25 protein-coding genes are annotated in these 24,066 nt (G+C 46.0%); 4 read left to right on the forward strand and 21 right to left on the reverse strand.

Annotated elements, in window-relative coordinates:
• Positions 1 to 13: 13 nt before the first annotated feature.
• Genes ACFS5N_RS09070 through ACFS5N_RS09090 form a run of 5 tightly spaced genes read right to left on the reverse strand, consistent with a single transcriptional unit; the run spans position 14 to position 3,837 of the window.
• A complete protein-coding gene (locus ACFS5N_RS09070; RefSeq protein ID WP_377184479.1) occupies positions 14 to 1,027 on the reverse strand; it encodes a carbohydrate kinase family protein in 1,014 nt (337 codons plus the stop codon).
• A gap of 3 nt (positions 1,028 to 1,030) precedes the next feature.
• The gene (locus ACFS5N_RS09075) at positions 1,031 to 1,603 is read right to left on the reverse strand and encodes a D-lyxose/D-mannose family sugar isomerase (protein ID WP_377184481.1); all 573 of its coding nucleotides are present in this window, start codon (positions 1,601 to 1,603) and stop codon (positions 1,031 to 1,033) included.
• Complete coding sequence (locus ACFS5N_RS09080) at positions 1,600 to 2,748, reverse strand: Gfo/Idh/MocA family protein (protein ID WP_377184483.1); 1,149 nt, start codon at positions 2,746 to 2,748, stop codon at positions 1,600 to 1,602. Before ACFS5N_RS09080 ends, ACFS5N_RS09075 begins: the two co-directional genes overlap by 4 nt.
• A gap of 53 nt (positions 2,749 to 2,801) precedes the next feature.
• Positions 2,802 to 2,972, reverse strand: coding sequence for a hypothetical protein (locus ACFS5N_RS09085; RefSeq protein WP_377184485.1), 171 nt, complete (start codon positions 2,970 to 2,972; stop codon positions 2,802 to 2,804).
• Positions 2,973 to 3,006: 34 nt separating this feature from the next.
• Complete coding sequence (locus tag ACFS5N_RS09090; RefSeq protein ID WP_377184487.1) at positions 3,007 to 3,837, reverse strand: class I fructose-bisphosphate aldolase; 831 nt, start codon at positions 3,835 to 3,837, stop codon at positions 3,007 to 3,009.
• A 505-nt stretch (positions 3,838 to 4,342) separates the two neighbouring features.
• On the opposite strand from ACFS5N_RS09090, the gene ACFS5N_RS09095 reads away from it, so the two are divergent.
• Positions 4,343 to 5,059, forward strand: coding sequence for a GntR family transcriptional regulator (locus ACFS5N_RS09095; protein WP_377184489.1), 717 nt, complete (start codon positions 4,343 to 4,345; stop codon positions 5,057 to 5,059).
• A gap of 153 nt (positions 5,060 to 5,212) precedes the next feature.
• Here the strand turns inward: ACFS5N_RS09095 and ACFS5N_RS09100 are convergent, their stop codons facing one another.
• Entirely contained in the window at positions 5,213 to 5,830 is a 618-nt protein-coding gene (locus tag ACFS5N_RS09100; protein ID WP_377184491.1) for an HAD family hydrolase, read from the reverse strand.
• 223 nt (positions 5,831 to 6,053) lie between these two features.
• Between ACFS5N_RS09100 and ACFS5N_RS09105 the strand changes: the two genes are divergently transcribed.
• The 3 genes from ACFS5N_RS09105 (at position 6,054) to ACFS5N_RS09115 (ending at position 13,042) form a co-directional block, all read left to right on the forward strand.
• Positions 6,054 to 8,393 (forward strand): glycoside hydrolase family 95 protein, encoded by a 2,340-nt coding sequence (locus ACFS5N_RS09105; RefSeq protein WP_377184493.1) that lies wholly within the window; start codon positions 6,054 to 6,056, stop codon positions 8,391 to 8,393.
• Between the two features lie 221 nt (positions 8,394 to 8,614).
• A complete protein-coding gene (locus tag ACFS5N_RS09110) occupies positions 8,615 to 10,807 on the forward strand; it encodes an alpha-galactosidase (RefSeq protein WP_377184495.1) in 2,193 nt (730 codons plus the stop codon).
• Between the two features lie 189 nt (positions 10,808 to 10,996).
• The gene (locus ACFS5N_RS09115) at positions 10,997 to 13,042 is read left to right on the forward strand and encodes a tetratricopeptide repeat protein (protein WP_377184497.1); all 2,046 of its coding nucleotides are present in this window, start codon (positions 10,997 to 10,999) and stop codon (positions 13,040 to 13,042) included.
• Positions 13,043 to 13,045: 3 nt separating this feature from the next.
• Here ACFS5N_RS09115 and ACFS5N_RS09120 read toward each other — a convergent pair whose 3' ends face one another.
• The 15 genes from ACFS5N_RS09120 to ACFS5N_RS09190 form a co-directional block, all read right to left on the reverse strand.
• A complete protein-coding gene (locus ACFS5N_RS09120; RefSeq protein ID WP_377184499.1) occupies positions 13,046 to 13,873 on the reverse strand; it encodes an oxygenase MpaB family protein in 828 nt (275 codons plus the stop codon).
• Between the two features lie 3 nt (positions 13,874 to 13,876).
• Complete coding sequence (locus ACFS5N_RS09125) at positions 13,877 to 14,263, reverse strand: ribosomal maturation YjgA family protein (RefSeq protein WP_377184501.1); 387 nt, start codon at positions 14,261 to 14,263, stop codon at positions 13,877 to 13,879.
• A gap of 31 nt (positions 14,264 to 14,294) precedes the next feature.
• Positions 14,295 to 14,753 (reverse strand): hypothetical protein, encoded by a 459-nt coding sequence (locus ACFS5N_RS09130; RefSeq protein WP_377184503.1) that lies wholly within the window; start codon positions 14,751 to 14,753, stop codon positions 14,295 to 14,297.
• Positions 14,754 to 14,763: 10 nt separating this feature from the next.
• A complete protein-coding gene (gene creD, locus ACFS5N_RS09135; RefSeq protein ID WP_377184505.1) occupies positions 14,764 to 16,137 on the reverse strand; it encodes a cell envelope integrity protein CreD in 1,374 nt (457 codons plus the stop codon).
• A 55-nt stretch (positions 16,138 to 16,192) separates the two neighbouring features.
• On the reverse strand, positions 16,193 to 16,492 hold the full coding sequence (locus ACFS5N_RS09140; RefSeq protein WP_377184507.1) for a winged helix-turn-helix domain-containing protein: 300 nt from the start codon (positions 16,490 to 16,492) through the stop codon (positions 16,193 to 16,195).
• A complete protein-coding gene (locus ACFS5N_RS09145; protein ID WP_377184509.1) occupies positions 16,479 to 17,120 on the reverse strand; it encodes a hypothetical protein in 642 nt (213 codons plus the stop codon). Before ACFS5N_RS09145 ends, ACFS5N_RS09140 begins: the two co-directional genes overlap by 14 nt.
• A gap of 144 nt (positions 17,121 to 17,264) precedes the next feature.
• Complete coding sequence (locus tag ACFS5N_RS09150; protein ID WP_377184511.1) at positions 17,265 to 17,858, reverse strand: YdeI/OmpD-associated family protein; 594 nt, start codon at positions 17,856 to 17,858, stop codon at positions 17,265 to 17,267.
• 18 nt (positions 17,859 to 17,876) lie between these two features.
• A complete protein-coding gene (locus ACFS5N_RS09155) occupies positions 17,877 to 18,260 on the reverse strand; it encodes a DoxX family protein (RefSeq protein WP_377184513.1) in 384 nt (127 codons plus the stop codon).
• Positions 18,261 to 18,266: 6 nt separating this feature from the next.
• A complete protein-coding gene (locus ACFS5N_RS09160; RefSeq protein WP_377184515.1) occupies positions 18,267 to 18,734 on the reverse strand; it encodes an SRPBCC family protein in 468 nt (155 codons plus the stop codon).
• 3 nt (positions 18,735 to 18,737) lie between these two features.
• Positions 18,738 to 19,067 carry a metalloregulator ArsR/SmtB family transcription factor gene (locus ACFS5N_RS09165; protein WP_377184517.1) on the reverse strand — a complete coding sequence of 110 codons (330 nt, stop codon included), beginning with the start codon at positions 19,065 to 19,067 and terminating at the stop codon, positions 18,738 to 18,740.
• A gap of 144 nt (positions 19,068 to 19,211) precedes the next feature.
• A complete protein-coding gene (locus ACFS5N_RS09170; protein WP_377184519.1) occupies positions 19,212 to 20,021 on the reverse strand; it encodes a helix-turn-helix domain-containing protein in 810 nt (269 codons plus the stop codon).
• Positions 20,022 to 20,192: 171 nt separating this feature from the next.
• Positions 20,193 to 21,164 (reverse strand): aldo/keto reductase, encoded by a 972-nt coding sequence (locus tag ACFS5N_RS09175; protein ID WP_377184521.1) that lies wholly within the window; start codon positions 21,162 to 21,164, stop codon positions 20,193 to 20,195.
• Positions 21,165 to 21,255: 91 nt separating this feature from the next.
• Entirely contained in the window at positions 21,256 to 22,779 is a 1,524-nt protein-coding gene (locus ACFS5N_RS09180; RefSeq protein ID WP_377184523.1) for an FAD-dependent monooxygenase, read from the reverse strand.
• A 42-nt stretch (positions 22,780 to 22,821) separates the two neighbouring features.
• Positions 22,822 to 23,634: a helix-turn-helix domain-containing protein gene (locus ACFS5N_RS09185; RefSeq protein WP_377184525.1), complete on the reverse strand. Its 813-nt coding sequence runs from the start codon at positions 23,632 to 23,634 to the stop codon at positions 22,822 to 22,824.
• A 14-nt stretch (positions 23,635 to 23,648) separates the two neighbouring features.
• Positions 23,649 to 24,023 carry a VOC family protein gene (locus ACFS5N_RS09190; RefSeq protein WP_377184527.1) on the reverse strand — a complete coding sequence of 125 codons (375 nt, stop codon included), beginning with the start codon at positions 24,021 to 24,023 and terminating at the stop codon, positions 23,649 to 23,651.
• Positions 24,024 to 24,066: the final 43 nt, after the last annotated feature.

A 24,066-nucleotide genomic window follows, 5' to 3' on the forward strand; every position in this document is an offset into this window, starting at 1 on the left:
TTGTTTTTTAGGTTTATACAGCTTCCCGGTATCCAAAAAGCTGTGCTAATTTAAGACATTCTGCCGAAGGTAAAATACCATCAGACGAAGTTGGTTCAAATAAACTTGAGGCAGCGGCACAAACACCGAGGTTAAGGCACTCGGTAATATCCTTATCGTTATGTATGCCGGTCAGCACTCCGGCGGCAAAAGCATCGCCCGCGCCTGAAGCTCCGGCTATTTTTTCGGCAGGCATGTTGATGCTGGGCTGGTAATGGGTTTGGCCGTCTTTACTTACGGCAATAACGCCTGTAGGGAAATGCAGGATAACCCATTTTTTTACCCCCATTTCAATAATACGATGGGCAGCTTCGTAACATCTCTTCAGGATGATGTTGCCGTCCATGGCTGTATCAATTCCGGTAATTTTACCGGCTTCATATTCGTTTACAAACAGGTAGTCAATATAGGGCAGCGAGGGCGGAATAACCTCTTTAAACCTGTCAGACCTTTCGCTTACAATATCTACCGTAGTGATCAGTCCGGCAGCTTTGGCGTTTTTTAAAACCTTACTGCCACGGGTGCTGCCATCGGCCTCGATAATGTCGAGCTTGTCCAACAGCAACAGGTAGCCCAAATGAAAAATCTTATCCTGCGAAGCAGAAAAATTAAAATGCTCAATATCCAGCAAAGCGTTAGCGCCGCGCTGATGAAAGAAGGTACGCTTACCGGTACTTTTTACACTCATCACATCGGTGTATGAAGTATGTGCTTTATCGGTTTTGCGAATTTGCCGGGTATTAATGCCCAGGCTTTGGCAATGACTGATGATGCGTTCGCCTTTCTCGTCATCGCCCACCAAACCTACGCCGCTTAGCGGGAAATTGGCCTGGAGCTTTACCAAACCCATGATGACGTTATAAGCCGAGCCGCCGTTACAACTGCTCTCGGTAAATATGTTTACCAGCTTTTCTTCCTCAGGGAAAGCATCAATCAGTTTTACCTGATCCATGATCCAGTTGCCGCCAACCAAAATACCGTTTCTCATGGCTTATTTGTCGCTTAACAGTTTAACCATCGGCGCCTCGTCCTCATCAATCTCGGCATAACGGCCTATATTCGGGTCAGAGAAAAAGTTGTCGTTCACGTCGTCATTAGCGGTGGATACTTCGCCGATGATACACTCGTCCGACGCCGGGAAAAACTCATGCCAGATACCCGGCTCTATGGTTACCCGCTCGCCCGATCTCAGATGCAATTCATCGCCCGATCTGAAATCCCTAAACCCGCCATTAACTTTCATCTGGAAAACACCCTGCCCCACCTCATGCACCGGGTCATTAGCCCAAAGGCGTATCACCAGCTCGCCGGTACGGCAAATTATATCTTCTTTCTTTTTTTTATGGGTATGCGATGGCGTGGTTTGCCCTTTGGCAGCGTACATCAGCTTCTCGCAATACTCGGCCTCCTCGGCCAGGTTAATCAGCACCAAACCATACTTTTTAAAGTCGCCTAAGCCAAAGTCGGTTACATCCCAGCGGGGGTGGGGCGGCAGTGTCCAGCCACCCCGTTTAAAAAATGCGCCCGAGGTTACAATTGCCTGGTTGATCTCTGACCTTTTCATGCCGGTTGGTTTTGGTTGTATTCTATTTTTTCTACCGATTGATTAGCGAACGATTTTAAAGCCGCGTCAAACACATAATGGCTGGCCACAGCCTCGTCAGGGGTAACGCAACCAAAGCGGCCATTCAAAAACCCTTCGCGCTCAGCTACGTAACCAGCCAGCATCTGCATAAAGCAATCGGCAAAGCCCGGCTCGAAAATGCCACCGGTTATAACCGGGAACGGCACGCCTTTAAAGCCCAGGTCGGTACGCTGCCAGTACTGGTCGCCATCAATGCGGAAGGTCCATAGCGCTTTAGTGTCCTTAGTACTGTATTTTACGCCGCCTTTGGTGCCAAATATCTCGATGTACCAGGTATTGGTTTCGCCCGGTGCAATACGTTTCATTTCCAGCAGCATCGGCACCTGTTTGCCGTCAATGGTGACTTGTGTGTTCAAGGTCGCATTGTTCCAGGTATCGCAAACGGCTATGCCGCCTTTACCATCAGGGCGTTGCTCTATTATTTTTTGCAGGTTGGCATAAACAAGTTCCGGTTTCCAACCTAAACGCAACGGCACGTGTAATACGTGCATACCCAGGTCGCCCATTACACCAATTTCGCCGCAGTATTTAACCTGGCGCTTCCAGTTTATCGGTTTATTAGGGTCGATATCGCTTGAGTGCAGAAATCCGGCTTTAACCTCGATGATCTCACCCAGGCGACCGGATTTAACTTCTTCCATAACGCGCTGCGGACCAGGCAAGAAAGGCATCTCAGAACTGCAACGTACAAAGCGGCCAAGCTCTTCGCCCTTATCGCGAATAGCCAAAGCAGCTTCCAGATCGATACCAAAAGGTTTTTCGGCCAGCAAATCTTTACCGGCTTCCAAAACTTCAATATAAAAATCCTTATGCAAATTATGTGGCAGGGCGACATAGACAACGTCTATATCATCACGCTTTAATAATTCTTTATAATCGGCGGTCAGCAAATCCACAGACGAAATGTTTTTATACCACTCCAATACCTGCGGATTCAAATCGCAAACGGCTTTCAGCTCCACGCGGGCCGGGAAATCATTCAGCGCAAACCAGCGACCAAAAGCGCTGGCCGCTTCGCGGCCCATTAGTCCGCCGCCTATAATACCTATGTTGATTGTTTTCATAGTTAAAATGTAAGTTTTATTTGTCTCAACAACGTTTCGAATACTTTCATCAGTTAATGGCTTACTATTGTTATGATTCCGCCTATTATAAGTCCTACACCTATAATCAATAATTTCACACCACCACCCAATGTGTCCTGTTCGCGGTTTTTAATCGCTTTAATTCTAATTGCCGTGAGATATAGACCGATAACTATTAGAATAATTCCGCCAATAATCTTCATAGACTTTTATAAGTATTATCCAATTTCGTTTTTATTACTTCAAAAGATGCATTACATCAGCCGGCTTTGCACCGTCATGTACCAGGGCCATCAGGGCTTTGGTCATGCCGGCAGGGTTGGCGTGCTGTATTACATTACGGCCATACACAATGCCCTTAACACCTTGCTGCATCAGGCCATAGGTACGCTGCATAATTTCTTCGTCGCTGGCTTTACCGCCGCCACGCACCAGTACCGGTATGTTGCCTGCTGTCTCTACTACACGGTGATATTGGGTTACGTCGTCGGTTGGGTCAGCTTTGATAATATCAGCGCCCAGTTCAACACCCTGGCGCACCAGCGGGATAATTTTTGACGGATCGCCATCAACCATATACCCCCCGGCTTCTTTATTAGGGCGAAAAACCAAGGGTTCAATCATCAGCGGCATGGCATATTGCTCGCACACCGGTTTTATTTTCAGGATGTTGTTGATGCACTGGTCCGCCACCTCAGGCTCGCCGGGAATGCTGAACAGGTTTACCACCACACAGGTAGCATCCAAACGAACAGCCTGCTCTACCGGGTTTTCAATCATGCGGCTAAACAGCGCTCTCGGCAGCTCCTTACCATACACGTTAGCCACGTCGGTACGCAGAACCAGTGATGGTTTTTGGCGGCCCGGGATTGATTGCAGGTATTGCGCCTGCCCAACGGTTAGCTGTATCGCATCCGGAGCGGCATCTACCAAAACATCCACCGCCTTTTTTATATTTTCAATACCGTTTAAAAACGCATATTCGTTAAAGAATCCGTGATCAATAGCCACGTCAAAGCAATTGCCCGAGCGGCCATTAAATAATCTGTTCAATCTGTAGGTTTTCATATTTCAAATATAGATGTTTTCACAACTTGTATATACATGTTGTTGTTATTTATGACTTACTGTTAGATAAATATCCTTAATACCGCCCTTGGCTATAGCCTTGCAGGCAATAGTATTTAGTTTATAATGAGCGCCGTTTAAGTTTACGTATCTAATATAAATAGCCTGATCGGATTTTCTGAACCCATTGACGGTAAACTTTTTTTAAACAAAGGCGTACCCAACTGGTAATCGCCGCTCACAGGGTCAAACATAAGGCAACAGTGTTTTGCGCTGATCTAATAAATTATTTACAACCAAATGGAATACGATTGTATAAAACGCCCGGCACGTGGTCTATGTTTAAGTTTAATTGTTAATATAGCTAGGGCTGTACTAATTGGTTTACAAGCAAACATAAAAAGTTTACCTTGTATATACAAGTACTGGTTGCGGTTTTTAAACACCAGCACACGTTGCGTCAAACCAACATTTTATTACATTTGTAATTGATCCGCCTAAATCTATGAGTAAAAAAGAAGTTATTCACCTATACAAAAAGATCATTGACGACCTTAAATCGCAAATTGAAAAAGGCGAGTATAAAAAGGGCGATCTGCTGCCGTCTGAAAACGACTTGTGCAAGATGTATGACACTACGCGTGTTACCATTCGCCAGGCGTTGTCGGCTTTAACCAATATGGGTTTTATTACCCGTAAACATGGTAAAGGCAGTATTGTGTCTGAACCTAAAAGTGGTTTAGGCATACTTTCATTAAGCGGTGTTACTGCTAACATAGGCGATCGTAAATTAACTACCACCATCCTGCGAAAACCAATAAAAACAGATTGGCCCGAAGATTTCTTTTTTGAGTTGAGTGAGGATGAGCAAGAAAAGGGCTGTATATTTTTTTCGCGCCTGCGCTTTATCAACAACACGCCGGTTTTATACGAAGAAACACATATAACCAATGTAGATCTGCCGCATTTCTCATCGCGCAGCCTCGAAAACAAATCGCTTTTCAAGATCTTGAAAGAGCACTACAAAATTGAAGTAAAAGAAGGCGAGCAAAAAATATGGGCCATTCATGCCGATAAAAACATCAGCCATCTGTTAAACATAAAAACAACTCACCCGGTAGTACATATGAAACGCCGCCTGCAAACTAATAATAATCGCGTGCGTATCTACTCGTCTTTATATTGTAATACCGAAGAAAATTTTTTGCAAGATAGTTTTTAATTTGAAGTACTAGCTTCGAAAATGTTTAGCGTGATTTTATTAACAAACTATGTCATTTCGAGCATAGCGAGAAATCTATACACGATAGCTTGAGCGCGTGTATAGATTTCTCCCGTTGGTCGAAATGACAATCTCTTTTTAACTCGCTGGTTTTTAATCCAGCTGATCGATACGTACCCAATCCATACCGGCAGCCATAGCCGATTGAACGCCGGGGTCACCATCCTCAAATACCAGGCAATCTTTCGGCTCGACACCCAGTTTGATAGCCGCCGCCAAAAAAGGGTCGGGTGCGGGTTTGCCATGCGGAGTTTCGCCGGCACAAACTAAGGTCTCCACTAAATCGGCAATTCCCAAAACGTTTAAGGTTTTTTCTACCGCTTCGCGTGATCCGCCTGACACTACCGCAATTTTAACTTTGCCATAGTGGGCCTTCAGGTGATCAACCACGTGTTCAACCGGTGTTATTTTGGCAATATATTCGTCGTGATATAATTTTTGACGTATTTCGGCAAACTCCTCGGGGTCCATGTTTGAACCATAGCGTTTATTAATTTCCCTGACAACGGCAGGCACCGGCCAGCCGGCCAATTCGTCTATAATTGCTCCGTCGATAGCCACGCCCTGATCGGCAGCCACTTTAATATAAGTGAGCGCGTGTGCTTTCATATTGTCGGCAAGGGTGCCGTCGCAATCATATAAAAATGCCTTATAGCCTTTGTCGCTACGGGCCACTAGTTTTTCATATTTGGTTGGTGATGTCAATTCCATAGGCTGCAAAGGTAGAGAAATGCCTTAAGTTTTATAAACGTAAACGCCGGTAATAAAATAAGTGCCGGTTAGCCGCAAATTCACTGATCTTGTCGGCAATGGGCACAAAACATTTAGTATTTAGACAATTTCGTTTAATTATTGGGGCTGTCGATTTGCTTATTTTTATCTGGCGTAATAAACCACGCTATCTGTTATAAATCTAGTCTCGAATTTATCACCAATGACATCAAAAAAGACTTTTGTGCTGGCCGCCTTGCTTCTTATGCTCTTTGACTTTTCATATGCCCAAAAACTGTTGCAATTGCATTACGGCAAGCCCGCTGCTAATTGGGAGCAAACTTTACCGCTGGGTAATGGCCGGTTGGGCATGATGCCCACCAGCGGTATTATTGACGACAAGATCACTTTAAACGACATTACGTTATGGTCAGGCTCACCGCAGGATGCCAACAATTACGACGCCTACAAGAAACTGCCCGAAATAAAAGCCCTGCTACTGGCCGGCAAAAATGTAGAGGCGCAAAACCTCATCGACAAAGACTTTGTGTGCAAAGGGCCTGGCTCGGGCGGCAAGCAATGGGGCTGTTTCCAAATCCTGGGCAATTTGAATTTAAAATTTGATTATGGCGGTGCCGATGCCTCTGCTTATAGCAATTACCGTCGCCGGTTATCGCTAAATAACGCTATCGCGACGGCAACTTATAAAGTGGGTAGCACCACCTACACCCGCGAATATTTTACCAGCTTTAGCGGCGATGTGGATGTAATACGGCTAACAGCCGATCAGCCTGGCAAACTGAACCTAAGCATCGGCCTGGACCGCCCGGAGCGTTTTGTTACCTCGGTTAAAAACAACACCCTGCAAATGGAAGGGCGACTGGATAATGGCACCGATGGTAAGGGCATGCAATACATTGCCAATGCCAAAGTAAAATTGAACGGCGGCTCCCTTTCTGCCAATGACGATAAACTGGTGATCAGGAATGCGACCTCGGTAATTATTTACCTGTCGGCCACCACTGATTTTCGCGACGTGAACTTTAAAGCCCTTATGGCAAAAAATCTAAGCGCCGCTATGCTTAAACCTTACGAACAGTTAAAAAAAGAGCATGTAGCTAAATTCCAGAAACTGTTTAACCGTGTACAGATTGATTTGGGCAAAGCTGTAGATGATGTAACTACCGACCAGCGCCTCCTAAGCTTTCACAACAATCCTGATGCCGATAAATTGCTGCCGGTATTATTCTACCAGTTTGGCCGCTATCTGAATATTTGCAGCACCCGCGTGGGCCTGCTGCCTCCAAACCTGCAGGGGCTTTGGGCCGACCAAACCCATACGCCCTGGAACGGCGATTATCACTTGGATGTGAACGTGCAGATGAACCACTTCCCGGTTGAGGTTTCAAACCTGTCAGAGTTAAACCTGCCACTGGTTGAGTTGGTGCGCGGACTGGTAAAACCCGGCGAACGCACCGCCAAAGCCTACTACAATGCCGATGGCTGGGTGGCCCACGTGATTACCAACGTCTGGGGCTGGACCGAGCCGGGCGAGAGCGCCTCGTGGGGTGTAACCAAAGCCGGCTCGGGCTGGTTGTGCAGTAATCTGTGGGATCATTACGCTTTTACTGACGACAAAGCTTATCTGAAAGGCATTTACCCGATCCTGAAAGGTTCGGCGCAGTTTTATAACAGTATTTTGGTTAAGGATCCGAAATCGGGCTATATGGTAACAGCACCCTCGTCATCGCCCGAGAATAGTTTTATGATGCCTGACGGCAGCGGCCGCCACGCCAGTATCTGTATCGGCGCAACAATAGACAACCAGATAATGCGTGAGCTTTTTGCTAATGTTATCACCGCTTCGGAGACATTGGGTATTGATGCCGATTTCAGGGCGCAGTTAAAAAAGCGACTTACTGAAATTCCACCGGCAGGCATTATCAGCAAAGATGGCCGTATACAGGAGTGGCTGGAAGATTATGCCGAAACCGAGCCTACACATCGGCATGTGTCTCACCTATATGGCGTTTACCCGGCATCAGAAATTACTGCCGACGGCACGCCTGAACTGGCCGAAGCCGCCCGCAAAACCCTAAATGTACGTGGTGATGACGGACCGAGCTGGTCGATAGCTTACAAGCAGTTGTTTTGGGCGAGGTTGCATGATGGTAATCGAGCTTTCAAATTGTTTCATGAGTTGATGAAACCGGTTACGTCGACAGGTATTAATTATAGCGCAGGCGGCGGTATTTACCCGAATTTGTTATCTGCCGGGCCGCCGTTTCAAATTGACGGTAATTTTGGCGCCGAAGCGGGTATTGCCGAAATGCTGATACAAAGCCACGAGGGCTACATTAATTTGCTACCAGCCATTCCAGATGCTTGGAAAGCGCAGGGCAGTGTGAAAGGCCTGAAAGCCCGCGGCAATTTTACGGTTGACTTTGCCTGGAAAGATGGCAAGATAATCAGTTATCAAATCACATCGCCGCAGGCTAAAAAAGTAAAAATTAAGGTAAACGGTAAATTTGCAATTGTGAATAGCCGCAAAAGTTTATCGTAATTTTAAAGCAATTGCTTAAATATGCATGCCGGAATACTATAAATATTCCGAAAACTTTATTTAAAACATATTTTTACAACGATAATGGGTGGGTGTCACCCTGAGGCACTCGAAGGGTGAGCGGAAAGGCCTTTCCCCGCATGCTTCGAGTGCCTCAGCATGACACCCTTTTATTCTTTCGAACACTTGCGCCGAAATGCCGGCAACCAATATATTGAACCATGAAATTTAGATCATCTCTTTTTTTGCTACCGCTGGCTGTGCTGGCGCTGAAAAATAGCGCAAAGGCACAATCAGTAATTATCCCTATAGAAACCGCCAACAACGCGCTGGTGCTTGAGGCCAATAACAACCACGATGTAAACACCGTATACTTTGGCCCTAAACTGGCCGACAGCAAGGAATATAACCACATAGCCCCCGCTGTTGGCAAGGACAACGATTATACCGGCCAGATGGCATCGGTATATACCCCGGCAGGATCGCGCAACCTATTGGAGCCGGCCATCGCAGTAACACATGCCGATGGCAACCAGTCGCTCGATTTAAAATATGTGAGCCATAAGGTTGACAAAGTGAGCGATGATGTGAGCCTGTTGACACTGGTGTTGAAAGACAATGTATACAATACAGAGGTTACGCTTTACTATAAATCATATTTTAAAGATGACGTAATTGAGCAGTGGAGTACCATCCGCAATGGCGAAAAGGGCACTTTGGTGCTGAACAAGTTTGCATCGGCCAATTTGTACCTGAAAGCCGGCTCATTTTACCTTACGCAATATCACGGCGACTGGGCTAAAGAGATGCGACCGGAAACATCGCAACTTACCCACGGCATCAAAACTTTGGACAGTAAATTAGGCACCCGTGCCGATTTGTTTCAGCCGCCGGTGTTTATGGTATCGATGGATAAACCGGCTACTGAGGACGAGGGCACGGTAATGTACGGTTCTATCGAGTGGAGCGGCAATTATCGCACCGACCTGGAATTGGACCCGGAGAATAACCTGCGCGTTATTTCAGGTATTAACAACTATGCATCGGCCTACCAGCTAAAAGCCGGGGAAAGTTTTACTACCCCGCCATTTTTATCGGTGTTATCGCGTAATGGTAAAGGCGATGCCAGTCGCAAATTGCAGCACTGGGCACGTAATTATAAATTGCTTGACGGCAATGGCAATCGTTTAACGCTACTCAACAACTGGGAAAGTACCTATTTTGATTTTGACGAAACCAAATTGGCGGCGTTACTAAAAGATACCAAAAAGTTAGGTGTTGATATGTTTTTGTTAGACGATGGCTGGTTCGGCAACAAATACCCTCGCAACGGCGACCACTCGGGCCTTGGCGACTGGCAGGAAACCAAAACCAAGCTGCCTAATGGCATTGCCTCGCTGGTTAAAGGCGCTACTGATAACGGTGTGAAATTCGGCATCTGGGTTGAGCCGGAGATGGTGAACCCTAAGAGTGAGCTGTACGAGAAACACCCGGATTGGGTGATCAAGCAACCTAAACGCGACGAGTATTATTTCCGTAATCAGCTCGTGCTTGATCTGGCTAACCCGGCTGTGCAGGACTTTGTATTTGGCATTCTGGATGGCCTGTTTACCAAAAATCCCGACCTGGCTTATATTAAATGGGATTGCAATGCGGTGATCTACAATGCTTACTCGGCTTATTTGAAGAAAGACCAGTCGCAGTTTTATGTAGATTATATGCGGGGTTTATACAAGGTATTGTCGCGCATCCGCGCTAAATATCCTAAAGTGCCTATGATGCTGTGTTCGGGCGGCGGCGGCCGTGTTGATTATAACGCGCTGCAATACTTTACAGAGTTTTGGCCTAGCGACAATACCGATCCGCTGGAGCGTGTGTTTATTCAATGGGAATACTCTTACTTCTACCCGGCCATTAGCAGCTCAAACCACGTAACCGACTGGAGCAAGCTGCCTGTTAAATACCGTGTCGACGTAGCTTCAATGGGTAAACTGGGCTTTGACATCGTGATCAGCAAACTACCTGAAAACGACCTGAAGTTTGTGCAGGATGCCGTGAAAAACTTTAACGGCTTTAAAGATATCGTATGGCATGGCGATCAGTATAGATTGCTTGACCCGCGCGAAAATCCGGTAGCATCAGTAGCTTATGTTAATGAGGCCAAAACGTCGGCAGTGATGTTCAACTACCTGGTAAATTACCGTTATGACGAAGGCAGCAAAGCGCCTATACGCCTGAAAGGCCTGGACCCGGCTAAGCAATACAAAATCAAAGAAACTAACCTGTATCCAGGCACAAAATCGGGCATTAATGAAAATCAAATCTATTCAGGCGATTTTTTGATGAAGATTGGCATAAACCCGCATGTAAACTCGGGCCGCAGTAGTGTGGTGCTGATGATTGAGGCGGTGTAATGAAAAAAACACAGAGAGACGCGAAGTATCGCGTCTCTACGGAGGGATGGACTTTTGTCTGTCCTTTTTTGTTTGCCTCTGCTGTCATGTTGAGCGTAGCGAAACATCTTATACGCTTTAATAAGATCCTTCGCCTTGCTCAGGATGACAAAATGAAAAAATCCCCCAAATCTTTAATAACTTCCCGCGGTGAAAAAACAGCTTTTGCGGTATGGTATTTTATTGATGATGATGCTGTGCGCCATCACCTACGCAAACCATTTTCAAAACGGCTTTCATTTTGACGACTCGCACACCATTCAAAATAACGCTTACATTCGCAACATCGGCAATATACCGCTGTTTTTTAAGGATGGGAGCACCAGCAGTACCCTACCTCAAAATCAGTCGTACCGGCCGGTTACTACCACTTCTTTAGCTTTTGATTATTGGTTAGGGCATGACTATTACCTTTTCTTTTTCCACTTGTCTACCTTTCTGCTTTTTTTAGCACAGGGCTGGCTGATGGTAAAATTCATGGCTCGCATTTTTAACATTACTGTTAATGATGACGAGCGCAACACTACCATAGCGCTTATTGCCGGCACGTTTTACCTCTTACATCCGGCGATAGCCGAAACCGTTAATTACGTCATTGCAAGGGCCGATATTCAGTCGACTTTTGGGGTGGTAATGGCTTTTGTTTTGTATCAGTATTCGGTGCGATGCCGTAAGTATTATCTGTATTTGCTGCCGGTGATAGTAGGCGCTTTGGCTAAACCACCATCAGTAATGTTTGCGCCGATGTTTTTGGTTTACCTGTTGTTTTTTGAGGAAGGTTTGGGTTTGGTGGACGTTTTCAAGCCATCAAAATATAAACAGGTGTTCAGGGCCATTTTAAAATCAGTACCGGCGTTTGTTGTCTGTGGATTGATGTACTTGTTCATTGATAAAATGACGCCTAAAACCTGGCAACCCGGGGGGACATCGCCGATACAATATTTGATTACGCAGCCTATTGTCATTGCTCATTATTTCCAGATGTTTTTTGTACCCACGCAGCTCAGTGCCGACTCAGACTGGACCTTATTACCAAGTATACACGACTGGCGTTTTGCCGCAGGGATGGTATTTGTGTTGACGATGATCGTCATTGCTTTCATTACCTCTCAAAAGAAAATATCAAGGCCCATCAGCTTTGGCATCGTCTGGTTCTTTTTGGCCCTGCTGCCTACATCAAGCATTATCCCACTGGCCGAGGTTTTAAATGACCACCGGATGTTTTTCCCGTTTGTGGGGTTACTCGTCAGTGTGAGCTGGACCGTTGCCTTATTGGCTCAGCAATGCGCTCCCTGGGTACGCCAGCATATGCCCAACCACAAAATAGTATTTACAACCATACTGGCCCTGCTATTGGCTACCTACGCCTACGGCACCTGGCAACGTAATGAGGTTTGGTATGACGAGGACAGTCTATGGCACGACGTCACCATTAAAAGCCCGAACAATGGTCGCGGGCTGATGAACTATGGCCTCAGCAAAATGGCTCAGGGCGATTATGTTACCGCCGAAGTTTACTACCAGCGGGCCCGTAAACTGTTGCCAACCTATTTCAGTGTTTACGTTAACCTCGGTATCCTGAAAGCAGCTACCGGGCATGACGAGGAGGCGAAAAATTATTTTGAGCAAGGCGTAGCTTATGGCAGCAATTACCCGGATGCTTACAGTTATTATGGACGATTTTTGAATAGCCGCGGCCAATATGGGGATGCAATACCCAAGTTGCTTACGGCTATCAGTCTGTCGCCTGCCAATACCTTTGCCCGGGCTCAATTAATGGAGGCCTACCAAAATACCGGGCAGTGGGACAAGCTAAAAAACATGGCCCAAACTACCCTGCAACTTGAACCTGATAACACCGATACTAAAAGCTACCTGCAAGCGGCAATCTCCCGAAAAAGTAATTTAGACATTGAGGCTGACGCGGTAAAAAAATCGCCTGCGGCAGATAAATATTTAACACTGAGTTTGGAGTATTACAACGCGGGGCGATTTCAGGATTGTATCAATGCCTGCAACCACGCGCTGCTACTTAAACCCAATTTTGTACCTGCTTATAATAACATCTGCGCCTCTTATAATAAACTTAGGCAATGGGATAATGCCATCGCCGCCGCCCAAAAAGGCCTGGCGCTTGAACCGAATAATCAGTTGCTGAAAAACAACTTAGCTGAGGCGGAGAGACACGGACATTAATATCTAAAAGGCGGGACGGCGCGTGCGATTCCCTCCATTGGGAGGGGCAGGCAGGGGTTTAATAGAGCGCCTAAACCCAGTTCTTATTTGCCGCAATTGCGGTGTGTATTGCGCGGGCAGCAAACGTTCAACTATCCATTGTGCCATGCCCCGTCGCCTGCCAAGTTTGTATCCCGTCAACAGGGGCCTCAATATGCCCGGCGATTTTAACCCAAGCATTTGTTTAACGCATGCAGGCACTATTAAAGCCTGCACGCGTTTTAATAACAAATACCGGGCGCCGCCTAAGTGCTTCTTATATTGGCGATATAGGTCGGCAGTGAATTCGCTGCAAACAAGGTCGTTTGCTAAATGAACGCGGTGAGCACGCTGCCATTGCTGATAGTTAAGCGGCATGTCTTTTAAACCCATGCGTTTGCCTACGCGATAAAACACATCAAAAACCTCCTCTTCTTCCGCAGTGGAAAGCTTTTCATATAATACCTCATAAGCGTGTATGGAATACCATATCAGCATAAACAATACGTCGCGATAAGCCCAGTCAGGAATTTGCATGCCACGGTTTTGCTCAACACCTTTATGTATAGCCGTGATCTGGTCGATATATTGATAGGCATCATTCAGCGGCGAGAAAATGATTTTGCGCGAATACACCACCGTCGAAAACAACCGGCCCAGCGGGTCGGCCGGAAGCTTGCCGGTAAAATACAACCAGTCGACCGCCTTATTGAGCGCAAACTCGGCGGCTGCCCCTGCAAAAATAAACAGCACGCTATCAGGCCGCCCCCATATTTTTCTGACTATTGAATTTTCTGCTGTAAAATATTCCATAATCTAAGCCCTCACTAAGCATACCGGTTTGCCCGACAGCGTTTCTATAATAACTACCAAACTAATGCCCGCAGTATACATCAGCATATCTATCCACGAAAAGGAGGTACCCATGATGATGCGCGCAAATTTAGAACCGCCCCAACCCAGCATATTAACCAGATGATAGTATTGCGAGATTTCCGTGGCGTAAGCAAAAAACAACGTACCCAGCGCTGTTATGAGGCTGTTTATTTTAAAGAAACTCATCACAAAACAATAGATGAAGATGACGACCAGCAGATCGCCCACAAATGGGCGGACAATATCATCGTGCATATAAAATCCAATGAACAGCTCAATCAGGAACAGAATAACAGTGGCGATGAGATACTTGAAATTAAAGCGCATATTATAAATTTTAGTCGCAAAGCCGATAATTTTAACTTTCTCGGCTTTTATTTGTTAAAGCTAGTTTTCGTTGAGTAAGATATTGGTTTATTGCAGCGACCAGCATAATTGCGATGCTGAATAAACCAAGAAAATAGATCAATAGAATTTCTAAATCGTTAGTGAAATTGTAAAAGCCAGATTGAATAAAAAACACTAAGCCAGTGCAACAGCAAATCAAAGACCCGGCAGCGCAGATTAAGGATAATACAGGTTTTCGCCGGTACTGATACCACGCTATAAATAAAAGCGGGCTCGCCAGCCAAAATATTCCCAATAAAAAATCTTGGCTTAAAAGGTCAATAAACCCAGTAAATAAAAAAATCACTGCGGCTACAGAAATAAACGCATTACCAAATAAACTGGGTGTAATTATAGAAACAGCATATAAACCAACGCTCATGTACAGCATTACATGCCTGAATTTTTCTGAATTGAAATAAGTGTTCATGACAATAATGCTAAACCGCCTCCACGCTATAATCCGCCCTGTCCCAATTGATCTTTCTTGAAAAGTACATCAGTACGGCGACGATCACAAACAAGGCCACACTACCGGCCAGCAAGGCAAAATCTTCCAGTTGAATAATGATATAGATAAAGCCATAGAATACTGAAAGTATTCCTGCAAAAGAAAAAGCCGCCGACCGGTTCTTTAACAACGAAGCGATAAACGTAGTGATTAAGCTAACTGTTGCCAAAGCCGCCACCAGGTAGGCCCAGTTAAACCCAATTTGTTCAGAGAAGGAAAGCAGCAATGTATAAAAAATAATCATGGCAGCGCCTATCAGCACATAATTGAACGAGTGGATGCGGCGCTTAGTGATCAACTCGGTTAAAAAAAGCGATACAAACGTAAGTACTATAACCAACACCGCATACTTATTGGCCCGGGTGGTTTCCTGGTAATCGTCAACCGGCAGCCGCAGGTTTACGCCGAAAGTGGCATCGGCCTGCTTGGCTACGTTGTTCATTACACTGGCGCTGTCAATCCATTGCTGCGGGAAAGGGCTGTTGTAATAAAGCACGTGCCACCGCGCGCTGAAATTTTTGTCTTTAACCTGTCGTGTATCTGGTAAGAAACGGCCATCAAAATTAGGGGTGCCCCAATTGCCGCTCAATTCCACGTCGGTAGTTTTTCCCAGCTGTAAAAAGCTAAGTCCGTCGGTGCCATTCAAATCGAGCTTACAACTAAAAGGCAGGCTGGTATTGGCTATGTCGCCTGCGTTGGGGGCCGGGGCCTGCAAGCCGTTACTAAAAGCAGACTCGTTCCCTGCCGATGGTGCGGCTGCAAAGGTTTGCGACCCTAAAGTGAGGCTTGGGTTTGTTTTAAGCCCTTTCAGGTCAGACACGCTAAAAGTTACAAAGGCTTTGGCAGGCAACAGCTGGTCGGCCGTTATGCCCAGGTTTTGAAGGTTAGCCTTGGCAAAATTTCCCGAAAGCTTAACCTGTGTTTTATATACCACTGCCGAAAACATGCCTTTGTGAATAACATCAGTACTTAAACCAGCTTTGACAGATAACTGCTCGGGCAGTAAAAAAAGCTTACGTTCAACCGGTTGTATGCGGGTTTTACCGGTACCATCAGGTACTTCAATATGGTCTTTGTAAGGTATTACCAGCACCGGGCCTTTAATAAGTTGCTTACCGGCAAAATTGTAGGATATATTGGAGATCACCTCCTCCCGTCGCGTCGCACGCTCGGCGATGAGGCTGCTGATCATTGACGAGGGTATTAGCAGCACCAGGGTAAGCATGCCAATAAATACCAGTTTAAACGATACCGACTCCCTGAGCCAGGCTGTAATTTGGTTTGGTTTTTCTTGTGTTTCCATGTTTGTTTTTGAATTAAAAGTACTTTGAATTTCAAAGTTAATAGTTAAAAAAATATCAGTTTTTTTGTTGTTTAATTAAATTTTCTAATGCTTCCAAGTGTTTTTTAAAGGCGGCAGTTCCTTTGGATGTGGCGCTATATTTAGTATTAGGCTTACGGCCCAAAAATGATTTGTTCACCGATATGTAGTCCTCCTTTTCCAAAGCTTTAAGATGCGATGCCAGGTTACCGTCGGTAGTTGCCAGCAGCTCCTTAAGCGAGTTAAAATCATAACTCTCATTAGCTACCAGCACACTCATTACCTGCAAGCGTATGCGGTTCTCAAATGCTTTATCAAAATTATTAAGCGTTAACACGGTCGTATTTAAAGTACATAATTGCGCCATACAAAATGTGGAGCACGCCAAAACCCAAAGCCCAGAAATAAAGGCCATAACCCGGTTGCATCAGCGACAGCAAACCCAACACAATATCAAGCAAACCAAGCCATTTTACGTCGCCATAGGTATGTTTAGAGGCGGCTACCAGAGCAAGGCCGTAAAACACCAGGCAAGCGGGCGCAATAGTACTATATTGATGTTGGATATACAAAATAAAAGCAAAACAGCCGCCGGTTACCAATGGCAACAAACCGGCGTTAATTAGCGTGCGGCTGCTTTGGTTCCAGATGGTTTGATTATGCCGACGAGCCTTACGGGCCGATAAAAGAATAGCTGTACCAACCGACAAAATTAACACAGCCATAGCAACACCAAACAGCGTTAAATCCACACCCAAACCAACTGCCGTGGCGTTATAAACATCATTGCCGGCAACAGAAGCAGCCGCGTAGTCAGGAATGAGAGCGTAAGCTATCCCCGCGCCTATCAGCGCATAAATTCCGGCCATAACCCCTGCCATGCCGGCCAGCGAGATAAACTTAGTCGACCGCTCCATGATATTTTTAATGGAACTGATGTCGTCGTAAATGTCTTTATTCTCCATTATAAAGTACTTTGTATTTCAAAGTTTGGAATAAATCGAGATATCTGCAAGAGATTTGATAAAAAAAGTTTTAAAGCGAGGACTATTGCGAATAATTCGAATGCCTAAGTTTGAAACCTGCGCTTGCGTTAATAGCGAAATATACTAATCGTCTATTCCTTTACCTTCCAAAATTTTCGGAATGTATTTTTCAATACGGGCCTCACGCGTTTTGCTTTGTTTAGCTTGCGCAAAATGCAGTAAATAAGCACGCTGCCTGCCCGGAGTAAGCGCTTCGAAAGCCGACTTCAATGCCGGGAAATGATCAAGCCGATATTTAAACTCGTCAGGCATCGCAAAGTCGGTTGTCTTTTTCATTTCAATCTTCAGGCCTTTTCGCTCAACATCAATTGCTTCAACAATATAAGCTTTGATGACAGCTTGCCGATCGATAAGCTCATGCATTCCGGTAAAACGCATTTGGCGGCCTACCTGCACGTTTTCTGTCTGTTGTATCAGGATACCTTCAGTATCAGTCAGCAAAGCGCCTTTAAAAAACAATAGCGCGCAATACGCTTTAAAAGTATGTATCAGCACAATATTTTTGCCTTCAAGCATGTAGCATGGGCAGCCCCATTTTACCTCTTCTTCCAAACCTGCATCCAAACAAATAAGGCGCAGTTTTTCAACTTCGGTTTGCCAGCGTTCTTCCTTTTCGAAAAAGAAATCAGCTTTTGGATTAATTTTTCCTTCTGCCATAACTTAAATTTGTTTGTTCTACAACTTCGCTATATCAATCTTTCGGTTAGCCGGGCGACAATACCAGGATAGTACAATAAAAATTGTTTGCGCCGCCGGGCCCATAATCGCCTTCCCGCTGTCGCCCATTATTAAATGCGACACCAGGGCGCCTGTCATCGTAAAAAACAAACCCGCATAGGCCCACTCTTTGAGCAGTTTAAACCCCGGCACCAGTATAGCAATAACGCCCAAAATTTTCCAGGTTCCTAATATCGACATTAAATAAAGCGGATAGCCCAGGTGTGTTAATATGCTTACCATTTCTTTGGCACGCATTAGCTGTGCGATGCCACTGCCCAACATGCCTACCGATAACAAAGCGGTAGCAACCCAGTAGATAATCAATTTTCCTTTGTTCATGATGCTTTATTTTAGCTTACCAACAATTTCTTCCAAACGATTATGCGCCATATTGATGCCTGGCCTGAATGGCATTTTCAACAACTGGTCGCGTTGCATGCCCGACTCGTAGATAACATGCATATTCAGTTTGCTGGTACCATCTGTCAAAGCTTCAAACTCATAAACTTCCAGCTGCACGCCGTAAGGCGCTCCGGCCATCTCAAACGTGCGGATGATCTTTTGGTTATCCACCAGGTCATGAATAGTACCGCTCATGCGCAAGGTTATCTGCGCCTGCGGGTTATGTGTTTCAAACTCATAACTGCCGTGTTTTTTACTTTCCAGCTTCAGCACTTTGGTGCCCATCCATTGCTCTAAAAACTCGGCTTCTACATAAGCTTTAAAAAGCAAGTCCACAGGCAAATCAAACTCTCGGGAGATGGTTAGATCCTGCCGGCCGTCTTCGGCACGTACTTTGGTTTTTAGTTCCATAAATTATTTCTGGTTTTTGGCTTGATATTGTTTCATGACGCTTTCCAGCTTGTTAAAGCGGTCATCCCACATTCGGCGAAAAGGCTCGATAAAATCGGCCACCTCTTTCATTCCTTTGGCATTAATATGATAATAAATTTCACGGCCCTGCTGCTCCTGCTGCAGTAGCTGGCACTCGGTTAGTATTTGCAAATGTTTGGAAACCGTTGGCCGGGCGGTATCAAAATTTGCCGCGATGGCCCCTGCAGTCAATGCCTGCGTAGTTACCAGCGTCAATATGGCCCGGCGGGTGGGGTCGGCAAGGGCTTGAAATACGTCTCGTCTTAAATTCATCGCGTAGCTATTTGACTACAAATATATATGTAGCTATTTAACTACACAAATTTTTGTTAAAAAAGCGTGTACAGGCTGCACACGCTTTTTTTAATTACCTTATACGGCCAGAAATATACCTGCCGAATAAAATATATTACTTATTCAGGCTGCCCATTCGGTAGGAGTTTTGCCAAACTTTTTCTTGAACGCGTGCGAGAAATGCGACAAACTTTCAAAACCCAGATCCAAATAAATTGCCGATGGCTTTTGGTGTTTTTCGATAAGGTGCCGCGCCTCTGCTAATCTTCTTTCCTGCAACCACTGCCTCGGGGCCGCACCAAACGTTTTACGAAAGTCGCGTTTAAACGCGGCCAGGCTGCGGCCTGTAAGCTGGGCAAATTTTTCGACCGGGATATTGAAATGAAAATTACTGGTCATAAACCGTTCCAGATCAATTTTATGTGGTTCTGAAAAATCGAATAAAAAACGGCTCAGCTCGGGCATGGTATGCAGCAATAGCTTTACGCCTTCTTTAACTTTCAGAATACCCATTTCAGCAGTAATGGCTTGGGCCGGGTTATGTACATAAGGTATTACCGATTGGAAATACCCATGCAAAAAATCATTCGCAGGTATCAAAACGTTACGTGGCCCGGCATATTTCTCCTGCGGCTCAATCTTTTGTTCTAATGCAATACTTCTGAGCAGGTCTTCTTTCAGACAAATGATGATGGTTTGGTAATCTTCGCCTCCGAGAGGAGTCTTGGTAAGCTGCGCCAGCTGGTTTTTCCCAATGAGTATCATTCCACCCTTTTGCATGGATATTTTTTGCGTTGCCGACTCAAAATCAAACTGCCCCGAAACCTGAAGCACAAGGGTGTCGTGCTCTAAAAAACACACCTTATCCTTGCGCACGCTGGCGTGATATGAATTAAATAAAACTCCCGGAATTATTTCGTGTGGATTAATCACCAGGTAAAGATATAAGATTCTTTGCTGCCGCAATAGTATTAAAGTCAAACATAACCGCTACGTCATGATGAGCGAGGACGAGCGTGACGATCTCTGGTCGCCCGCTCAGAGATCGCCATGCTACGCTCGCGATGACGTGGTGGTGAGAGGGTTCGGGTTATCCCGTGTTGTTTACCGCTGCAAATAAGTACCACCTAAAATAGCGCCCGGGGCAAATTCGGTATTCAACGTATTTAGCTCATCGGGTGTAAACTGAATATCCATTGCCGCCATATTTTCAGGCAGGCGCGACCGGCGGCTCATGCTTACCAGCGACATAATATGATTGCCCTGTGCGTTTACCCAAGCTATGGCCAGTTGAGTTGGGGTGTAGCCCTTATCGGCAGCCATTTGTTTTAATACTTCCACCTTTTCCAGATTTTTGATCAGGTTATCGCCCTGAAAACGCGAGAAATGATTAAGATAGCTGCCGGTAGGTAATGGGGCTTTCATATCGCCGGTTAATAAACCTTCGGCAGTGTTGGCAAAGGCAACTACGCTTATTCCTAACTCTTCGGCAGTCGGCAGCAGGTCGGCTTCGACCTGGCGGTCGGCCAGCGAATAGCCAATTTCTAAAGCACTTACCGGGTAAACCTCGTTTGCTTTGCGCAGCTGGTCGGCCGTGATCTCGGAGACACCTACATGGCGCACCTTGCCTTCTTTAATTAAATCGGCCACGGTGCCAATAATATCTTCAATAGGCACACTGTTGTCCATGCGACATGGTTGATACAGATCGATAGTCTCTATCCCCAAACGCACAAGTGAGTAATTGATAAAATTTTTAATGGCGACGGGGCGAAGATCCAACCCCAGCCATTGGCCATTATGAAATATCGCCCCAAATTTTACGCTGATAAATGCATCGTCGCGGCGGCCCTTAATGGCTTTACCTACCAGTAGCTCATTATGGCCCGCACCATAAAAATCGCCGGTATTTAAAAAGTTGATGCCCTTGTCGAGCGCCTCCTGTATAGTGGCAATACTTTCTTGCTCGTCGTTACCGCCCTGGCCCCAAACCGGCGACATGCGCATACAGCCCAGTCCCAATTTTGAAACCATTGGTCCGCCTTTACCCAGCGGTATTTTTTTTATCGTTGTCATAATAATTGTTTTTATGTTTAACGATACAAAGATGCAGGTGTTTGCAGCAATGATGCTTTCGCGTATGGCTCAATTTACTTGCTTAGGTGGCTCAGGAAATAAACCAGCGATTGGCCGAGGCTTTCAGCTCATTAATATTCGTATTACCCACATTAGCCCAGGCAATGATGCCATCAGGGCGAATCAGGAGCACGCTTAAACCTAGTTGATCTTTAGCAGGACCTGAAACATACTTTAACTGATCTCCATATTCAGCCGCCAATTTCCCGAGCGATTCATCGCCATTAAAATCAAGCAGAACACCGCGTCCGTCGTGCATTAACTCGCCAATGGTGGTACCATCTTCAAACTCAAAATTAGACACACTATAGCCTGATAACGGATGACAGTTACCCAGATCATAATGTGTGTAAATACCCCACACCCGGCTTGCAAAATAAGTAGCGCCATCGCGGGTATTCGCCAAGTCGCGCATAATGGCGTTGAGTGCGCGGGCAGATGCGTTGGGCTTCATCACCTCCACTTGAGCGCGCGACCAGTCGAGCACCTGCATACCCAACGGGTAGCGTTCGGCAAAATAGGTATCCAGTAATCCTTCAGGAGCTTTATGGTGGATGGTGGCGGCAAGCTTCCAGCCCAGGTTCATGGCATCGCCCAAACCCAGGTTCAGGCCCTGTCCGCCCAACGGCGAATGGATGTGGGCAGCATCGCCGGCTAAAAACACGCGGCCGTTGCGGTAGGTTGTAGCCTGACGCGCGCGGTCGGTCCAGGTAGTGGCGGCGCGTAGGGCTGTAATGGTAACATCGGTGTCTGATATTCGTCGCAGAACCGACTGCACATGCTCAAGTGTGATGTCTTGGCCGGAGTTATGAAATGCGCCACTATCAAAATCCTGTATCGTAACATAACCCGGCTGCGATTGCAGGTACATGCCCCGCCCGGTGACATTGCGGCCAGGTTTCAGTTTTTCAGGGTCGGCAATATCAACCATGGTGGTATAGCCGGTAAACTCAGGCTCTGTACCGGCAAATTCAAAGCCGCCCAGCTTGCGAACAACGCTGCGGCTACCGTCGCAACCAACCAGCCATTTGCTGCAAAACGTTTGGTCGGCCGACTGAACAGTAACAAAATCTCCAATTTGCTCGAAACCGGTAATGGGCAAGCCAAAGCCAATCTCCACACCCAACGCTTTTGCCCTGCACGTAAAAATGTTTTCCAATTCGCGCATTTCAGACATTAAACTTGGTTCAGTGGAGCTTGGCAGACGGTGCTTCCATTGCGATTGGTCAATATTACCCGCGAGTAGCGGGATGCCCGCAAAGTGCCCTACCTGGCGCTGAGCGCCTTCACCAGCATGTTGATGCGGGTTCTTAAAAGTTTTATGCAGTTCCAGATCGTCGTACATCCCCCGGCGGTGAAGCGACTCGATAGAAAGCGATGATAATCCGCGGATACCGAAGGGGCGTGCTTTTAATGGCGAGTTTACATCATCGGCTTTCTCCAGTATTAATACAGAGCATTTGGCTAAGGCCAGTTCGCAAGCTAAAAACAGCCCGACGGGGCCTGCCCCGGCTATAATTACATCATATAATTTGTGGTTTTGTGCAGTGGTCATTATTGAATGATTTGATGCACAAAAATGAGCAGCCGCAGTAAGTTAGGATTGTATAAATGCGACAAAATCGTCGTCCAGGGGTTTGCCTTTTCTGGCTTTGCGGGCAAAAGCTGCAGGCGTAGTACCGCTATAGCGTTTAAACTCTCGGCTCAGGTGCGATTGATCGGTATAACCCAGCTCATGTGCCAGGCCTGCCAAGTTAGTATTTGGCTGATGCCATAATTGGTTACGCACCTGCTCAAAGCGTATCAATACCGACACATCTTTAATGGTATGCCCTGAAGATTGCTTGAAGTTTCTTTCAAGCGTGCGTACGGTTGCATGAGCAGCCTCAGCGATCTCGCTCACTGGCAATGTGCCATTGGCTTTGCGCATTGCAGCCCCGGCTTTAAAAAGCATACTATCGGCAGCAATATGTGAGCGTACGTTTAAAAAATACTGTTTCAGCTGCGCGATAACTTCAGGGATGTTTCCTGACCGGATCAAGTCATTCAATACAGGTTGTAGTTGGGCAATAGGATGCTCAAAGGTGTGTACCCCACCACTTTCTGATGGTAGACCTAACAGATCAAATACCGTCCATGGAAAACAGCGTACCCCGATGATCTCGAGCTCACCGCCGGTATAAAAAACTGCCGGGTGGTTAAGCAAACCCATCATAAATGGTGATGGCAGCGATTGGAACTCGCCGTTTTGCGTCCTTCGGTAAAGTTTACCGAAGTAAAAAATAATCTCGGCATAGCCATCAGGCTGAACCTCGAAGCATTCTTCGCCCTCCAGCAGTTCAGGCCTATCGTACCAAAAACATCTTATGGTATCGCGCAGCTGTTCCGGCGACTCAAATTCGCGATGCATAAAAAGGATTGATCTTACATCGGCTCCCAAAGCTCAATAGCATTACCCTCAGGGTCAAGAATATGCACAAACTTGCCGTAATCGTAAGTGGCTATGTCATCAACTATGGTTACACCCTCTTGTTTCAGTTGTTCAACCAGCGCTTCCAGGTCGGCTACCCGGTAATTGATCATGAATTCTTTTTTTGAGGGATCAAAGTATTTGGTATTTGCCGGGAAAGTGTTCCAGGCTGTATAACCCTCCTGCGTCGGATCATCTTTTTCGAGCCATGCAAAACCGCCGCCATAAGCGCCCGACTCAATGCCGAGATTTTTGGCATACCAATCTTTCATTTTTGCTGTGTCGTCGCACTTAAAGAAAATGCCGCCGATACCGGTTACTTTTTTCATAGTCAAATGGTTTTTACTGTAATCAAGGTTACGAATTTATAGG

Origin of the sequence: Mucilaginibacter ximonensis, from assembly GCF_042686265.1 — a bacterium.
GTDB classification, from domain to species: Bacteria; Bacteroidota; Bacteroidia; order Sphingobacteriales; family Sphingobacteriaceae; genus Mucilaginibacter; species Mucilaginibacter ximonensis.

What these genes read in the sequence shown, in the direction of transcription:
- ACFS5N_RS09120 (WP_377184499.1), bottom strand. Translation starts at nt 13,873, where the DNA reads ATGGAATATTTTACAGCAGAAAATTCAATAGTCAGAAAAATATGGGGG.
- ACFS5N_RS09090 (WP_377184487.1), bottom strand. Translation starts at nt 3,837, where the DNA reads ATGAAAACCTACAGATTGAACAGATTATTTAATGGCCGCTCGGGCAAT.
- ACFS5N_RS09085 (WP_377184485.1), bottom strand. Translation starts at nt 2,972, where the DNA reads ATGAAGATTATTGGCGGAATTATTCTAATAGTTATCGGTCTATATCTC.
- ACFS5N_RS09150 (WP_377184511.1), bottom strand. Translation starts at nt 17,858, where the DNA reads ATGGCAGAAGGAAAAATTAATCCAAAAGCTGATTTCTTTTTCGAAAAG.
- creD (WP_377184505.1), bottom strand. Translation starts at nt 16,137, where the DNA reads ATGGAAACACAAGAAAAACCAAACCAAATTACAGCCTGGCTCAGGGAG.
- ACFS5N_RS09145 (WP_377184509.1), bottom strand. Translation starts at nt 17,120, where the DNA reads ATGGAGAATAAAGACATTTACGACGACATCAGTTCCATTAAAAATATC.
- ACFS5N_RS09165 (WP_377184517.1), bottom strand. Translation starts at nt 19,067, where the DNA reads ATGAATTTAAGACGAGACGTATTTCAAGCCCTTGCCGACCCCACCCGC.
- ACFS5N_RS09160 (WP_377184515.1), bottom strand. Translation starts at nt 18,734, where the DNA reads ATGGAACTAAAAACCAAAGTACGTGCCGAAGACGGCCGGCAGGATCTA.
- ACFS5N_RS09180 (WP_377184523.1), bottom strand. Translation starts at nt 22,779, where the DNA reads ATGACCACTGCACAAAACCACAAATTATATGATGTAATTATAGCCGGG.
- ACFS5N_RS09110 (WP_377184495.1), top strand. Translation starts at nt 8,615, where the DNA reads ATGAAATTTAGATCATCTCTTTTTTTGCTACCGCTGGCTGTGCTGGCG.
- ACFS5N_RS09125 (WP_377184501.1), bottom strand. Translation starts at nt 14,263, where the DNA reads ATGCGCTTTAATTTCAAGTATCTCATCGCCACTGTTATTCTGTTCCTG.
- ACFS5N_RS09190 (WP_377184527.1), bottom strand. Translation starts at nt 24,023, where the DNA reads ATGAAAAAAGTAACCGGTATCGGCGGCATTTTCTTTAAGTGCGACGAC.
- ACFS5N_RS09155 (WP_377184513.1), bottom strand. Translation starts at nt 18,260, where the DNA reads ATGAACAAAGGAAAATTGATTATCTACTGGGTTGCTACCGCTTTGTTA.
- ACFS5N_RS09185 (WP_377184525.1), bottom strand. Translation starts at nt 23,634, where the DNA reads ATGCATCGCGAATTTGAGTCGCCGGAACAGCTGCGCGATACCATAAGA.
- ACFS5N_RS09130 (WP_377184503.1), bottom strand. Translation starts at nt 14,753, where the DNA reads ATGAACACTTATTTCAATTCAGAAAAATTCAGGCATGTAATGCTGTAC.
- ACFS5N_RS09105 (WP_377184493.1), top strand. Translation starts at nt 6,054, where the DNA reads ATGACATCAAAAAAGACTTTTGTGCTGGCCGCCTTGCTTCTTATGCTC.
- ACFS5N_RS09095 (WP_377184489.1), top strand. Translation starts at nt 4,343, where the DNA reads ATGAGTAAAAAAGAAGTTATTCACCTATACAAAAAGATCATTGACGAC.
- ACFS5N_RS09100 (WP_377184491.1), bottom strand. Translation starts at nt 5,830, where the DNA reads ATGGAATTGACATCACCAACCAAATATGAAAAACTAGTGGCCCGTAGC.
- ACFS5N_RS09070 (WP_377184479.1), bottom strand. Translation starts at nt 1,027, where the DNA reads ATGAGAAACGGTATTTTGGTTGGCGGCAACTGGATCATGGATCAGGTA.
- ACFS5N_RS09175 (WP_377184521.1), bottom strand. Translation starts at nt 21,164, where the DNA reads ATGACAACGATAAAAAAAATACCGCTGGGTAAAGGCGGACCAATGGTT.
- ACFS5N_RS09080 (WP_377184483.1), bottom strand. Translation starts at nt 2,748, where the DNA reads ATGAAAACAATCAACATAGGTATTATAGGCGGCGGACTAATGGGCCGC.
- ACFS5N_RS09075 (WP_377184481.1), bottom strand. Translation starts at nt 1,603, where the DNA reads ATGAAAAGGTCAGAGATCAACCAGGCAATTGTAACCTCGGGCGCATTT.